Genomic DNA, 15,511 nt, shown 5'->3' on the forward strand with positions numbered 1-15,511 from the left:
CGTTTTTCAACCCTCGAAACTAAGTTTAATGAATTTCCGCGTGCACCAGAACCGGATGTTCCACCTTGCCAGAGGCGATGGTGTACGATTCGTAGATGCTCTCAATCACGTCATCTACCGTTTCGCGATTGCTGTGAATGGTAACAAGCGTATCCCCGGGCTTCACTTCGTCACCGATTTTTTTGTGCAGCATCAGGCCGACGCTTAGATCGATCTCGGATTCCTTCGTTGCGCGTCCCGCGCCCAAGATCATCGCCGCGGTGCCGATGCTGTCGGCAACGATCTCCGAGACATAGCCCGCTTCCTTCGCCTTCACCTCGATCCGGTATGCGGCAGCCGGCAGCTTGGACGGGTCGTCTACGATCGACGCGTCTCCGCCCTGCGCGGCAATGAACGCTTTAAACGTCTCCAAAGCCCGCCCGCTGGAAATCGCTTCCTCCAGCTTGCTCCGCGCTTCGCTCACGCTGGAAGCCTGCTTTGCCAAATATACCATATGACTGCCAAGCGTCAAGCATAGTTCGTGCAAATCTTCGGGACCTTCCCCGCGCAGCGTATCGATCGCTTCCTTCACTTCGAGCGCATTGCCGATCGCAAAGCCGAGCGGCTGATTCATATCGGAAATGACCGCCATCGTATTGCGTCCCACGTTGTTGCCGATGTCCACCATCGCCTTCGCCAGCGCCTTGGCGCTGTCCAGGTCTTTCATGAACGCACCGGCGCCTACCTTGACGTCCAGCACGATAGCGTCGGAACCGGAAGCGATCTTTTTACTCATGATCGAGCTGGCCATCAGCGGGATCGAATTGACCGTCCCGGTCACATCGCGAAGCGCGTAAATCTTTTTATCCGCCGGGGTCAGGTTTCCGGTCGGCCCAGTCACCGCAACTTTCACTTCGTTCACTTGCTTAATAAACTGTTCGCTGCTGATTTCGGCCTGGAATCCCGGAATCGCTTCGAACTTGTCCACCGTGCCCCCGGTATGGCCGAGTCCGCGCCCGGACAGCTTCGCTACGGGAACGCCGACTGCGGCAACGAGCGGCGCAAGAACGATCGTCGTCGTATCGCCGACGCCTCCGGTGCTGTGCTTGTCCACCTTGACGCCTTCGATAGCGGACAGATCGATTGTATCTCCCGACGCCACCATAGCCATCGTCATATTCGCCGTCTCTATCGGGGTCATGCCGCGGAAGAAGGCCGCCATCAGAAACGAGGACATCTGGTAATCCGGGATCGTTCCGTTCGTATAGCCTTGCACGATGAAATCAATTTCCGTCTTGCTAAGCTCGTGACCGTCACGCTTGCGGGCAATCAAATCAACCATTCTCATGTTTCTCGTCTCCCCGTGTTTAGTATAGTAATCGAATATTTATAGGAACAGCCCGATGAGCGTGGCCGACAAAATCGAGGCCAGCGTCGAGCCGAGCAGCAGCTTCAAACCGAACTGCGCAGCCTCGTCTCCCCGTTTGTCGTTCAGCGCTTTCACCGCGCCGGTAATAATGCCGATAGAGCTGAAGTTCGCAAAGCTAACCAGGAATACCGAGACGATCCCGACCGTACGGGGCGATAAGCCTGAAGCAATGTCTTTGAAGCTGAGCATCGCAACGAATTCGTTGGTCACAAGCTTCGTCGCCATGATGCCTCCCGCCTGCACGGCTTCGCTCCATGGAATGCCCATCAGGAACGCGACCGGTGCGAAAATATAGCCGAGCACGGATTGGAACGAAATGTGGAAGATCAGCTCGAATACGTAGTTGATCATATTCATCAAAGCGATAAAACCGATGAGCATCGCGCCCACGATAATCGCCACTTTGAAGCCGTCCATAATGCTTTCGCTGATCATCTGGAAGAACGATTCCTTCGGATGATGCTCCTCATCGGCCACAACCGTCGCCTCTTCTTCCTCCGGATCGAGCTTATACGGGTTAATAATGTTAGCGATAATCAGCGCTGAGAAAATGTTCAGCACGATGGCGACCACGACGTACTTCGGTTCAAGCATCGTCATGTAGGCTCCGACGATCGAAATGCTGACCGCGCTCATCGCCGATGTACAAAGCGTATACAGCCGCTGCTTCGTGACCTGGCTAAGCTGCTTCTTCGTCGTCAGGAACACTTCCGACTGGCCGAGTAGCGCGGCGGAAACCGCCACATAGTTTTCCAGCCGGCCCATGCCGTTCAATTTGCTGAGCGCCAGCCCCACATATTTGATGACGAACGGCAGCACCTTCACATAGTTTAGGATGCCGATCAGAATCGAGATAAATATGATTGGCAGCAGCACGTTGATAAAAAAGGTCGAAGCGCCCTGATTTTCCAAGCCGCCGAATACGAAGTTGACGCCGCCTACCCCGAATTCCATCAGCTTGCTGAACAATCGGGAGACGAACGTGATCAGCTCCAGACCGATCTTCGTATTCAATATGATAAAGCTCAGCACAATTTGCGTAACGAGCATAGCCAGAATCGGTCTGCTGCGGATTCCTTTCCGGTTGTTGCTGAACAAATACCCCACCGCAAACACCAGCAGCAATCCGGCTACTACGAATAAAAATTTCATCGGAATTCCTCCAGCCTCGTCTAATTTGATACGTAATAGAGAAGTGAACTGTCGATTGAAAGCGTTAGCAACGAATGCAAAAAAGCTTCAACATCGAACACGAAGATTAAATAACGGGTCTGTACGATGCTGTCATTTTAGCATTTCCTTCGCCATGAAGTTTTTATGTGCTTTAAATAGGATATTGTTTCGAAGCGGCTTCGTTACAATGTAACTATAACAAGCGATTGAACAAATGTAAATATATTATTGAACTTTTGTTCTTTCCAACAAAGCAATTTTGAACAATTTGTGGAATAAGTTGCGTTTCCTATGGTTCACCTTCTTGATTCCGGTTTCAAACCCCTGATTTTCCGATCATTTGTATAGTCAATCATTCACATTCGTTCTTCGATTAGATAAAAAAAGAAACCATTCAAGCTTGCGCCTGGATGGTTCCTTACTCTTTTAACAGGATGCCGAATCCGATAATTGCGTTATCCTTCTTGCTCCAATAATATTTTGGCCGTATACTGGTCCGTTACCAGCACATTCGCATACTGCGCTTTCAACGCGCCGCGGATGCCTTCGATCTTTTTCAACCCGCCTGCGATGAGGATCGATTGGTCTTTTGTCTTTAGCTCGTGCAGCTCGATCCCGATCGTACGGGCATTCAGCGTCTCGTTGCAAATGGCGCCGTTTTTATCGAAGAATCGGGAAGCGATATCCCCTACCGCATGATCGGCGATCAGCTGCATATCTTGCTCCGTGAAATAGCCGAGCTGGAACAGCAGCGAATCCGTCCGGGGCACGCCAACCGTGAACAAAGCGATATTCGCCTGCTTCCCCATGTCAAGCAGCTTCCGGATGTGGCGGTCCGCCTCAATCGCCTGTTTCACCACTACGTGGTCGACGATGGCTGGCAGCGGCAGCTGGTAAGGCGTTGCATCGAACGCCATCCCGAACAAATGAAGCGTTTCCGAGGCGTACGTCTTCTTCTCGGAATGGCTGACGCCGCCCTTCAGTTGGACGATTCGGACATCCTTCAGCGCTTTGTGCTCCAGATGCGTCGCCACCTGATAGATGGTCGTTCCCCAGATGGTGCCGATAATGTCGCCGTCTTGGACGATTTCCCTCAAATAGTCCGCCGTCAGCTTGCCCAAATACTGCTTGATCACATGATCCTCGAACAACGGGATGGACGCGACCAGCGCCCGCTTCAGCCCGAACTTCTCTTCCAACTGCTCGCTCAGGATTTTACGGTCCTCGGTCGGGTCCGAGATGCGAATCTCGACGATTCCTTCCTCTTTCGCCTGCTGCAGCAGACGAGAGACGGTCGGCCGGGAAACCTCCAGCTTGTTCGCGATATCCTGTTGGCTATAATCCAGCAAATAGTAAAGCTTGGCGGCCTCGATCATTTTCTTTAGCTTCTCTTGTTCCATAAAGCCCCCGATCTCCATCCCTGAACACTTTACCATGTATTGTTACACAAATGTCCGCCGCACTGCAAGCGTTTTAGCTCAAAACTGCGGTGCGAGTTCAAAATCACAAAACGGTAAACAATAAGGCTGATCGATCATTCTCGGTAAAAAACGTCCCCAACTCCAAGTTAGGGACGCTTTACCCGACAAATATTGATTAGTGCTCGGCACATCTTTAGTTGGTGAATTTTACGTATTGCAAAAATCGCTTAAGCACCGTTGCGACTTGAGCCCGCGTCGAATTCAAAGAAGGCTCGAACGTCGTATCGGTCATTCCTTCGATGATCCCCGTTCGAACGGCTTGTTCAACGGAAGCAGCCGACCACTCGCTAATGGCTCCGCGATCCTTGAATTTGTCTATCCGCATGTCAGCTTCTTTGGAGGACGGATCGCTTCCTGCTGCATTAAACGCTCTGTTAATCATAACAGCCATCTGTTCGCGGGTAATGATGCCGTTCGGTTCAAACGTCCCGTTCTCAAATCCGTTCACAAGACCCGCTTTTACTGCGGTACCGACCGATCCGGCGTACCAATCTTTTGGCTGAATGTCATTAAAGGTTACATAGTTTGGATCTTCCAGCAGGCCTAACGAACGGACAAGCAGCGAAGTAAATTCCGCACGCGTGATTTTTTTATCGGGCTCGTAGAGCTTGTCGGTCATACCCTTTACAATAAATTTCGACGCCAGTTGCTGGATATCCGATTCCGCCCAGTGTCCGGCAATGTCGGCAAAGGTATGATTGGACGTAACTACGGTATAAATGCTATTATGGGTCGAAAAAATTTTAACTGTAGAAGCATTCTCTCCTTTTTCAATAGAAGAAGGAATAAAGGTCGCTTCATGGGTAACCGGATCAATCGTAACGGCTGTAACATGGTCTCTGTTGAGAATGGCGCCAGGAACAATTACTTTACGCTCCACATAAGCCCCGAAATTCACTAGTTCCTGCGATAAACCGTTGCTGCCTTCGGCCGTAATTTTGAAATCCAGAGGGTTGGGAAGCAGTGTGCCGATTAGTTGATTCGTCTTGATAATCTTCTCGTTCATACTTGACGGCAGCTTCTCGATAGCTACGGTAATCTTGATGTTTTGCATTGTTGTCAAGGACTGGATCCAAGTACGTAATACGTGAACCGGCAGCTTATATTCCATTGTATCTGTACGTAACGTGATCAAGACGCCGGCTTGATCTTTGTCTGGATTTTGGAATGACTCCGCCGGAAGCTCGACTTTAGTCAATTCGTCGGCACGATCGATTTGAACGATTACCGAGCTGGCCGTTTGCAAAGCTGCGGCTAATTTGTCCTTGTCTAACGTTATTTTGGTTACTGTTTGTCCTAAGCTATTAGTTTCTTTGACAATCATTCCGTCTTTGCTTGGATCCAGAACGACTTCTGACGCGTTCGGTTTCGAAGTTGGTTGCAGTCCACCTGCAGATCCGGAGGTAGCTTGGCTAGAGCTTGACGAACCACTATCCGTCGATTTGCCGCTTGAGGCATAAATCGTCATATCGTTAACCACGATCTTGTCGGCCAATGCCGTTACGCGAGTTTCGGCAGAAACAAATCTGGCCGACTCAGCTCTGAAGACGTAATTTCCGGCAGGCAACGTAACGGAAAAGGCTCCGTCCTGCCCTGTTTGTATTTTCTCAAGCAGCATGCTGTCCGCAGAATCATAGACTTTAACCCATGCTTGTGCTGCAGGGTTAGACCCGTTCGTAATTCTCCCCGTCACAACGCCGTTTGTTTGCAATGAAGCTTGGACGAATGCATCCTTTTCCTTACTGACGGCTACGTTTTTCGTGATGCTTCCCAAATTGCTTTTCTCCGCTGTCAACGTATAAGTTCCGGCAGTAACAAACAAGGCAAACGTGCCGTCGCCGTTTGTTTTCGTATAATTGGAATAAGCTTCATTACTCGCGCGGACGATTACCCCACCCAGTGGCGTTTTGCCATCGGCAGCGAAGATGGTACCACCAATTTTACCGGTTTGCGTTGTCAAATTCTGATGTAACGTTTGCTCCGCGGCAACGGTAATCGCAGTCGGTGTCTGATTACCGTCAAAAGATTTACTATCAACGGTATATTGGCCGGCCGGAAGCATCAAGGAAAAGAAACCTGTATCCGCGTGAGTGGCGATACGATCGACAGGCGTCTGAGTCTGATCGAGTACGATAGCCGAAGCTCCGCCTACGTTTGTTTTCCCGTTGGATATATACCCATTGAATATGCCGGCCGCGCCTAACACCGGATTTACCGTAACGCTTGAGCCTCGGGAGACGCTAATATTTTTATTTAGCGCCACTTTATGGTAATGCATTGTTTTTAATGTATAGTTTCCGGGCGGAACCTTTAACGAGTATGTCCCGTCTTCCTTCGATGTGGTGAAAGAATAGGAGCTACCGTCCTGAGACAAAGCAACGATTGTCGCATATCGTATCATCGTTCCGTCCGCTTCGGTCACTTTACCGGCGATTTCTGTCGGATTTATCGTCGGATCATACGTGCCAATCTGCCCTTCCGGAATATTCAAGTTATCTTTTACCGCGATTGAATCACCTGCTGCCGCAGAAACTCGATAATTTCCTACAGGCAAAACGGTCTCATAGCTGCCATCTTGAAGCGGTGCCAGCTTATCAACAACTTGCCCGTTTTTATCTTGCACGGTAATGGAAATGTCCTCAAAGCTTGTTTGCGGTCGGCTATTGGGATAAGATACTTTACCCGATAACGTACCTGCATTCTCCAACGTAATCGCCACAGACTCATTTTTGCCGGATGCAAGAGTTACGGGCTGACTAATACCGGCGTATGCCCCTGCGCTAGCTTTCACAATATAAGTCCCCGGCGGCAATAAAAATGCATAAGTACCGTTGGGTGTGGAAGGTTCGACATCCGGAGCATAGGCTTTGCCTAACAAATCAAAAACGCGGACACGACCAATGGAATTCGTTGGCGCATTGGCCAGACTCACCTTCAAACCGGAATTCATAACCGTCAGATTCATTGTAGTTGAGCCAGGCACAATGGTCGCTTCAGCGCTGGCTTGTATGCCTTTTTCATTTTCTGCGGCTGCAACGATGGTTATTCGGCCTGTAGGAACCGCAAGCATATAGTGACCGTTCTCATCTGCCCGTGTTTCGTTCAATATCTTTCCCTGTTGATTAAGGGCTTTTACTTTGAACTTTGTTTTTAATCCGGATGCGGATTGAATCGTACCGTTGACTTTGCTGGCCGGATTAAGATTGATCGTAAGTGGAGACTTCGACGAATCCGTTGTAAGGCCCGATACGGAGCCGTAATACGATTCGTCTTGAGACGAATATGCCGCCACGGTATAGGAGCCTTCATTGATCGGGACCGCAAAAGCTCCGTCCGGCGAAACGGAAGCCTCATTATACATAAAGCCTGTATTCTCGTCGATCAGTCTCACTTTTGTGCCGGAAGGCAGCGGACCGTTGGAGCCGATTATCGCAACAACACCGCTAAGCAGCAGCGTATTCAAGGAAAAGTTAGCATTCTTGGTTTGATCCGAGCCGACAGTAACGGAACTGTTGGAACCCTCGGTTTCGTAAATGGCTTCAATCGTATACGTTCCGGGTACCATGTTCAGACGGTAATTGCCATCCGGTTTGGTGATATCCTGCGCAACCGTTTGGCCGCGGCTATCCAAAGCAACCACGGCTGCATTCGGTATCGGCTTCCCACTGCGGTCCGTCACCCCCCCACTTACAGTCGTCTTGGCTGCACTGCTATTCGGCGCTGTATCCGCAAAAGCCGAAACGGGTAAAGCAATCGCCAGGGACAAAATCAGGAGCACTTGAGTAATGATCCTTTTGCTCAAAAACATGAATGCTCGCCTCCGTCTGTTTTCATCTTTCCTGGTTGTATTGATCAAGCAATCTTCGCTGTAGATCAAAGAATGCTAATTTATTGGACAGGACCGAGATTTGGGGATGGCTTTGCCTTACTTTTTTCAACATTAACCCCGCTTCTGCTAATTTCCCGGAATGAACTAATAAATCGGCCTTTAGGACATCGGCTTTCCATGCAAGAATATCGCGGTCCGCAGTTACAGTCCCCCGGTAAGTTCCAAAGCCTTCCACAGCTGCTCCTATGTGTCCTTCGGCCTCTTGAAGCAGCAAGCGGGCTTTTCTCATCTGTATCTCCGCGAGCGCGTAACGGGCATCGGGAAAATCAGAATGGAGCTTCAGCGCCTTGCGGCAGCATTCCTCAGCCTGCTCCCATTCGTTGCGCGATGCCAATATCCGGGTCATCAGCATATAAACTTCAGGCATTCGGCCAAATTTGGGATTGGCCCGAGCATACTCCTCGGATTTTCTCAAATAGTCCAATGCGCTGTCATAATCACCCATGGACATCGTCTCTCTTCCCAAAAAATACCACCACCCCGAGTTTCCGGGCTCTTCTTGGGTCATCAGACGAAGGAGATGAATATTACGGTTAAACTTATCTTTATCCTCTTTAACAAAGGCTTCATAGCCGTCATGGAACACTCTGATTTTGGTCGGTTTATGGAGTACGTTGGAAGTAAATATTCCTTCTTCCTGCGTAGCGATTTGTTCATGAATTCGGCCGCTATAATAAAGTCCCCGCCCAGCCGGGAATAAACGGGGTACGGAATAGTCGCATACCTCTGTACCCTTCACTTGGTTGATCAATCCGACATGAAGCACCGGGATAATATGACCTAAACCAGAGTAAAGCGCCGCCGCCGTTCGAATATTTGCCTGATCTTCGGGATGAAGCCACTCGTCCGCATCCAGCCAAAACACCCAATCCGAGGTGACGAGGGCCAGTGCTTCATTACGCAATTGCGAAAAACTATCGTTCCATACCGTTTGATGAATTTTCACGATTGGGTAATCCGTTAGGATCGACAACGTTTTATCTGTTGAACCGGAATCTACAACAACGATCTCGTCAAATACCCCGATGATGCTATCAAGGCAACGTTTAATGCAGCGCTCTTCATTTTTGACAATAATAGCTGCCGATACGCTAACCGGTTTTGTTTGCAGCAAATCGACGATATCCTGCCTTGGCGCACCGGCAGGGGTTTTCTCCAGTTCTCGATACGCTGATGGCATCCAAGTTGCTTCGGGGTCCAAAAGATGCGCCCGCTCAAACATAAGACGCGCCATTTTACCGTTCTGTTGATGCAATAACGCCTCTCCCAGCAGAACCCACCCCTGCCCATCTATGGGGAATAATCGGACGTGTTCAACGGCGTGGGCTTCCGCTTCTTGATATCGTTGTTGTCTTAACAAATGAGTTATCATTTCATGACGCGGATGCATAGAACCGACCTTTCTATTTCAAAATTATCGGCCAACCGTCCGATTGGCCGATTTCGTTCATTATAAAAATCTAATGTTGACCGTTGATTGTTACTGTATTGGTTACATATCCGCTATATCCATCCGTTGCGTGAATGACGATGTGGGTCGGTTCCTGAGCCGTCCCTGACAACAGCAGCAGCGTTCCGCTTATCGAAGCGCTGAGCGTGTTCGACCACGGATACGTCGAGCCGTAAACATACGTCAATACGTCCTGATTTGCATCGATAAAGTAGTTTCTTAAGTCAATTTGCGTCAATCCGCCCGTTAAAGAAACGGCTGGCTGCGACAATGCTTGAGGAGGCATGTTTTGGCTGCTGCTTCCTATGCTCACCGTATTGGATACATACGTGCCGTGACCATCTGTCGCATGCACGATTACGTATCCCGATTCCTGCGCCATCCCCGACAGCAGCAGCATCGTTCCGCTTACCGATGCGCTTAGCGTGCTCGACCACGGGTATTTCCAACCGTAGTAGAACGTGAGCTCGTCGTGATCCGCATCGTTAAAATAGTTTCTCAGGTCAACTTGCGTCAGTGCGCCGGACAAAGATACCGTAGGTTGCGACAAAGCCTTGGGCGCAAAGTTTAAGCTAAAGCTTTCTTCCGCTGATGCTTCGTGCGTATCAGTTGCTTTCACCCGGAATGTCGTCGGCGTCGTCGGCGTACCGCCCACATACAGCACGCTGCCGCTGAGGCTCACCGACATTCCGCTGCTTGCAGACGGTGCTTGGGTTATCGCGTAGCTCAGTCTATCCCCGTTCGCATCATAAAATATGTTTCCTAACTCGATGGTGCTGGACGTGAATGCTCCGCTGTTCGGGTCGTACGTCACCAGATTGTGACTCGACAAGCTTTGCGGCGCAAAGTTCAGTACTTCCGTCAAATCCGCGTACAGCCCGCTCGGATCAGTCGCCCTCACCGTAAACGAATCGTACGGCTGCGTCGGATTTCCACTTAAATGCATCAGACTGCCGCTCACGATGCTCGCCGAGAACCCTTGCGGCTGCCTCACGATCGAGTACGTTAGCGGATCATTATCCGAGAAATATGCTCCCACATCCGCATCGTTGTTCACAAATCGTTGCCCCGTCGGATCCCATGTCGTGTACACCATGCCGCCGCTCGGCAGCACTTGCGGGATTCCACCGGTTTGTTGCACATTCACCGTATTGACTATAGACATGTAGTGCCCATCCGTAGCATACACGGTCACGTAGGATGGCTCCTTCGCCATCCCCGAAAGTAGCAGCATCGAACCGCTTATCGTGGCGCTCAGCGAGCTCGACCACGGATATACCCCGCCGTAATAGAACGTCAGCTCGTCCTGATCTGCGTCGCTAAAGTAGTTTCTCAGGTCGACCTGAGTTAGCGCACCGGATAAAGAAACCGCCGGCTGGTTCAACGCTTTGGGCGCAAAATTCAGTCCGAAGCTTCCTTCCACAGATGCTCCGTGCGTATCGGTCGCCTTCACCCTGAACGTCGCCGGTGACGTTGGCGTACCGCCCAGATACAGCATGCTGCCGCTGAGACTCGCCATCATCCCGCTGCTCACTGATGGCGCCTGAACCATCGAATAGTCCAGCCAATCCCCGTTCGCATCATAAAATATACTTCCCAGATCGATGGCGCTGGTTACGAACGCACCTCTGTTCGGGTCGTACGTCACCAGATTGTGACTTGACCAGCTTTGGGGCGCAAAGTTCAGTATTTCTGTCAGATCCGCGTACAACCCGGTCGAATCCATCGCCCGTACCGTAAACGAATCGCTAGTCAACTGCGGATTTCCACTCAAATGCACTAAGCTGCCGTTCAAAATACTCGCCGAGAACCCTTGCGGCTGTCTTACAATTGAGTACGTCAATGGGTCCGTATCTGAGAAATACGCCCCTACGTTCACATCGTTATTCACAAACCGCTTCGCCGTTGGGTCCCACGTCGTATGCACGATGCCGCCGCTCGGCAGCACTTGCGGGATACCATTCGTCTGCAGTACGCTCACCGTATTGTTCACGTACGTGCCGTGTCCGTCCGTTGCCTGCACGATCACATAGCTTGGCTCCTGCGCCATCCCCGACAGTAGCAGCATCGTCCCGCTTACCGACGCGCTCAGCGTGCTCGACCACGGATACGTCCAGCCATAGTAGAACGTCAGCTCGTCCTGATCCGCGTCGCTAAAGTAGTTTCTCAAGTCAACCTGCGTCAGTGCGCCGGACAATGAAACCGCAGGTTGCGACAATGCCTTCGGTGCGAAATTTAAGCTAAAGCTTTCTTCCGCAGATGCTCCGTGCGTATCCGTCGCCTTCACCCGGAACGTCGCCGGCGACGTCGGCGTGCCGCCCAAATACAGCATGCTGCCGCTAAGGTTCGCCGTCATCCCGCTGCTTACCGATGGCACTTCTACCATCGAATACTTCAGTTCATCCCTGTTCGCGTCGTAGAATCTACTTCCCAGATCGATGGCGCTGGTGACGAACGCCCCGCTGTTCGGATCGTAGGTCACCAGGCTGTGGCTCCACCAGGCTTGCGGCGCGAAGTTCAACACCTCCGTCAATTCCGCATACAGCCCGCTCGGGTCTGTCGCCCTCACCGTAAACGAATCGCTAGTCAACTGCGGATTTCCGCTCAAATGCACTAAGCTGCCGCTCAAAATACTCGCCGAGAACCCCTGCGGCTGTCTCACGATCGAGTACGTCAACGGGTCATTATCCGTGAAGTACGCTCCCGCATCCGCATCGTTATTCACAAACCGCTTCGTTGTCGGGTCCCACGTCGTATAGATCATACCGCCACTCGGCAATACCAATGGTGGGCCGGATAACTCGCTCAATATAATTTTATTTAGTTGATAGGAAATATTTGGATTGTAAACAGGATAATGATACTTTTCCATGCTGTCATATACTGACTCTTCTTTTACTACTCTCTTTTCACTCCCCATGAGCTCGATAGAGCCTGCATTGACATACGGAGCAAACTGAGGGTATAAAACCATGGTGGCTTGCAATATTCTTAAAAGCTTCTGGTGATGATTTTCTCGAGTCAACATGCTCACCTTGTTTCTTTTATTTTTTGAAATGAAATACGCATAATCCATTCAATACAAAAAATCTAGTAATTTTCTCCTGTATATATCGACAAAATAGTACCATTTTATTAGACTTTCGCACTATAACAATTTACTTTTTCGTATCAAAACGCCCTTCTCTTTTCAACGTTCTCCCCTCCCAAGGTATGGTATAATAACCCTACCATATCAACCCAAGCAAAAAAGGAGGCGCGGCCCCTTGGCTATCAAAAGTGAAACGGAGCTGTACGCCCCCGTTAAAGCCTACTTGGAGCAGCTCGGTTACACGGTGCGCGGCGAGGTACGTCATTGCGATCTGGTCGCCATCCGCGGAGAGGAGCCTCCGGTCATCGTCGAATTGAAAAAAAGCTTCTCGATCCCGCTCCTGCTGCAAGCGATCGATCGTCTGCGGATCAGCCGTCTTGTATACGTCGCTTTCGAGCGGCCGGCCAAAGGACGTGCGCCGCACGGCGCTACCTGGCCGGAACTCCGCAGACTGTGCGGCATGCTCGGCCTCGGCATGATCGCCGTGCAGTTCTATAAAACGCGCAAGCCGCGGGTCGAGGTCGAATGTCATCCGCCGGATGGGTCCGGACTCGCGATGCCGCTCAAAATGCCCAGGCATAACAAATATGCGGCCGGTAAGCTAATGCGGGAGTTTCAAGAACGCCGTGCCGATTATAACGTCGGCGGCAGCACCAAGCGAAAGCTCGTCACCGCTTACCGCGAAAAGTCGCTTCATCTCGCGGCGCTGCTGCGCATCCACGGCCCCATGAGCCCCAAACAGTTGCGCGACCTGACAGGCAATGCCCAAGCCGCAGGCATGCTTCAGAAAAACGTATACCTGTGGTTCGAACGCGTCGCCCGCGGCGTATACAAGCTCACCCCGCAGGGAGAAGCGGAGCTTCAAACTTTTGCTCATGTCGTCGAGGCTTACTTACCGACCGCGGAGTCGGATACCGCAGAAGCTCCGCAAGTGCCTGTCCTGCAAAATGCATAAATCGTTCGGGCAGCGGGTATGTATAGAGTGATAGACTACCGTGCAGAAAGGACGTGCGCTATGAAACCGTTCGTTCGGGCTCTCTTCGCGTTCAGTCTTGCTATGCTTGCATGCATGTTATCACTTTTTGCCCCTGCCCTATCATCGCCCGCGCAAGCCGCTTCTTCCATTCGCATCCCCGTGCTCAACTACCACAGCATTACCGTCGATCCAGGCAACCGGGCGACCATCGCCCCGGACAAATTCGAGGAGCAGATGCGCTACTTGGCTGACGAAGGCTACACGACGCTCACGCTTCAGCAATTCACCGATATCCTCGAGGGCGAAGAAAAACCGCCTGAAAAACCGATCCTGCTCACGTTTGACGACGGCTATGCGGACAACTACGAGCACGCTTATCCGCTGCTCAAAAAGTTAAAGTTTCATGCGACATTATTCATGGTCCCGGGGTTTGTAGGCGACGGTTATTATTTGGATTGGGAGCAGGTCATAGCGATGAAAGAGGCAGGTTGGGACATTCAGCCCCACGGTATGAGCCACCCGAACTTACCGAAGCTGAATGCCAAGAAACAAGCGTATGAAATTACCGAATCCAGGCGGCTGATCGAGGAACAGCTCGGCACGACGGCCGATATTTTTTGTTATCCGTATGGCGAGTCCAATCGAACGACCTTGAATCTTTTAAAAGAAAGTAAGTTCCGGTATGCGTTTACCATCGATCAGGGGTGGGCTTCGTCCGATCAGGACCCGCTCAAGCTGAAACGGCTGTTCGTCAATGGAGAAGCATCGATGAAAGCCTGGAAGCGGCTGCTGGAGCCGCCCAAATCTTAACATCTCCTTCATGATCGGGAAACAAAACGCAAAGGACCAAAACTATCCCCTTAACGGAGGTGGCTTTGGTCCCTTTAACATGCGGTGTGACTTAAACGAAGACCGCGGTATTCGTTTTCCTCTTCAAAAGCTCTTTATGAATCCAGATCGCCGCCTGCGAGCCCTCGCCCATCGCGATCGTGACCTGCTCCGAATGCACTCCGATATCTCCTGCCGCCCAGACGCCGGGAACGTTCGTCATCTTGGTGCGCGGATCGGTGACGATATGACGGTTCTCCAGCCGCTCGATACCAAGCGCCGCCGTCCATCCGGTGTGCACTTCGTTGCCGCCAAAAGCGATAAAGCCGCGCTCTCCCTCAATCGTCCGGCCATCCGACAAGCGTACCCCGTCGAACCGGGCATCCGCCCCGCCGATCACCTCGGCGATTTCCGCTTCAACATGTGGTATGCCTGCTTCCATCAGCTTGTCCGCATGCCCGCTGCCCACCGCTTGCCGTTCGTGATTAACGTAAATAATCCGATCGGTCCAATAGCGCAGGGCAAGCGCCATTCCCGCTCCCGTATCGCCCGATCCCATCACAACGGTCCGCTTCCCGCGGACCTCGTAGCCGTCGCAGTCGGGGCATACGTACACGCTGATTCCAAGGCGTTCTTCCAGCCCGGGCAGAGGCGGGAAGCGGTCCAATACGCCGGTTGCCGCGAGCAGCGTCTCGGTGTGGACGGCTCCGCCTCCGTCGGCAAGCGCGATCTGAAAGCCTCGGCCGTTCCTTGCAACCGCCACCGCCTCATCGCGGCGAAATTCCACCCCGAGCCGTTCGGCATGCTGCCGCCCGAGATGGCGGAGCTCTTGGCCGGATACTCCATCAGGCCAACCGAGCACATTGTGGTAGCTGCGGCACAGCGTTGAGCGTCCTCGCCCTTTGTCGATCACCAGCACGCGATGCCGGTACCGTCCAAGCTGAATGGCCGCCTGCAAGCCGGCGATGCCCCCTCCGACGACGATGCAATCGTACATGATATACGCCCCTTCGTTATTCGTTACCGTTAGCATCCCCCCACGGTCCCAGATTCCATTCCATCCGTTTCCTAAGCAGCACGAAAAAAGCTCCCTCTTCAATCAAGAGGAAGCTGAGCGTGTTGAGAAAGCGTTCAATTGAGGTAATAGAGGAGGTGTACGAGGGGGTGGGGTATCCACTTCCGACCGCTGTTGTCATCGGGAAATCTTGATTGGAA

The 15,511-nt window shown here is 51.7% G+C and carries 9 protein-coding genes; 2 read left to right on the plus strand and 7 right to left on the minus strand.

All coding sequences use genetic code 11. The features are described 5' to 3' along the window. Positions 1-25 precede the first annotated feature (25 nt). From ET33_RS22320 to ET33_RS22345, 6 genes are all read right to left on the minus strand, one after another. Entirely contained in the window at positions 26-1,327 is a 1,302-nt protein-coding gene (locus tag ET33_RS22320) for a pyrimidine-nucleoside phosphorylase (protein ID WP_036686949.1), read from the minus strand. Positions 1,328-1,366: 39 nt separating this feature from the next. Continuing rightward, entirely contained in the window at positions 1,367-2,560 is a 1,194-nt protein-coding gene (locus ET33_RS22325) for a NupC/NupG family nucleoside CNT transporter (protein ID WP_036686951.1), read from the minus strand. Between the two features lie 476 nt (positions 2,561-3,036). Then, entirely contained in the window at positions 3,037-3,981 is a 945-nt protein-coding gene (locus ET33_RS22330) for a sugar-binding transcriptional regulator (RefSeq protein WP_081890438.1), read from the minus strand. Between the two features lie 214 nt (positions 3,982-4,195). After that, positions 4,196-7,870 (minus strand): carboxypeptidase regulatory-like domain-containing protein, encoded by a 3,675-nt coding sequence (locus tag ET33_RS22335; protein ID WP_036686958.1) that lies wholly within the window; start codon positions 7,868-7,870, stop codon positions 4,196-4,198. A 22-nt stretch (positions 7,871-7,892) separates the two neighbouring features. Further along, positions 7,893-9,341, minus strand: coding sequence for a glycosyltransferase (locus tag ET33_RS36595; RefSeq protein ID WP_051775517.1), 1,449 nt, complete (start codon positions 9,339-9,341; stop codon positions 7,893-7,895). 70 nt (positions 9,342-9,411) lie between these two features. Continuing rightward, positions 9,412-12,165, minus strand: a complete 2,754-nt coding sequence (locus ET33_RS22345) for a hypothetical protein (protein WP_036686964.1) — start codon at positions 12,163-12,165, stop codon at positions 9,412-9,414. Between the two features lie 502 nt (positions 12,166-12,667). Here ET33_RS22345 and ET33_RS22350 point away from each other — a divergent pair. Beyond that, positions 12,668-13,447 (plus strand): DUF2161 domain-containing phosphodiesterase, encoded by a 780-nt coding sequence (locus tag ET33_RS22350; protein ID WP_036686967.1) that lies wholly within the window; start codon positions 12,668-12,670, stop codon positions 13,445-13,447. A 60-nt stretch (positions 13,448-13,507) separates the two neighbouring features. Continuing rightward, entirely contained in the window at positions 13,508-14,278 is a 771-nt protein-coding gene (locus tag ET33_RS22355) for a polysaccharide deacetylase family protein (protein ID WP_051775518.1), read from the plus strand. 91 nt (positions 14,279-14,369) lie between these two features. On the opposite strand, the gene ET33_RS22360 is transcribed toward ET33_RS22355, so the two are convergent. Beyond that, positions 14,370-15,293 carry an NAD(P)/FAD-dependent oxidoreductase gene (locus ET33_RS22360; RefSeq protein WP_036687150.1) on the minus strand — a complete coding sequence of 308 codons (924 nt, stop codon included), beginning with the start codon at positions 15,291-15,293 and terminating at the stop codon, positions 14,370-14,372. Positions 15,294-15,511: the final 218 nt, after the last annotated feature.

It is taken from the genome of Paenibacillus tyrphae (assembly GCF_000722545.1).
Lineage (GTDB): Bacteria > Bacillota > Bacilli > Paenibacillales > NBRC-103111 > Paenibacillus_G > Paenibacillus_G tyrfis.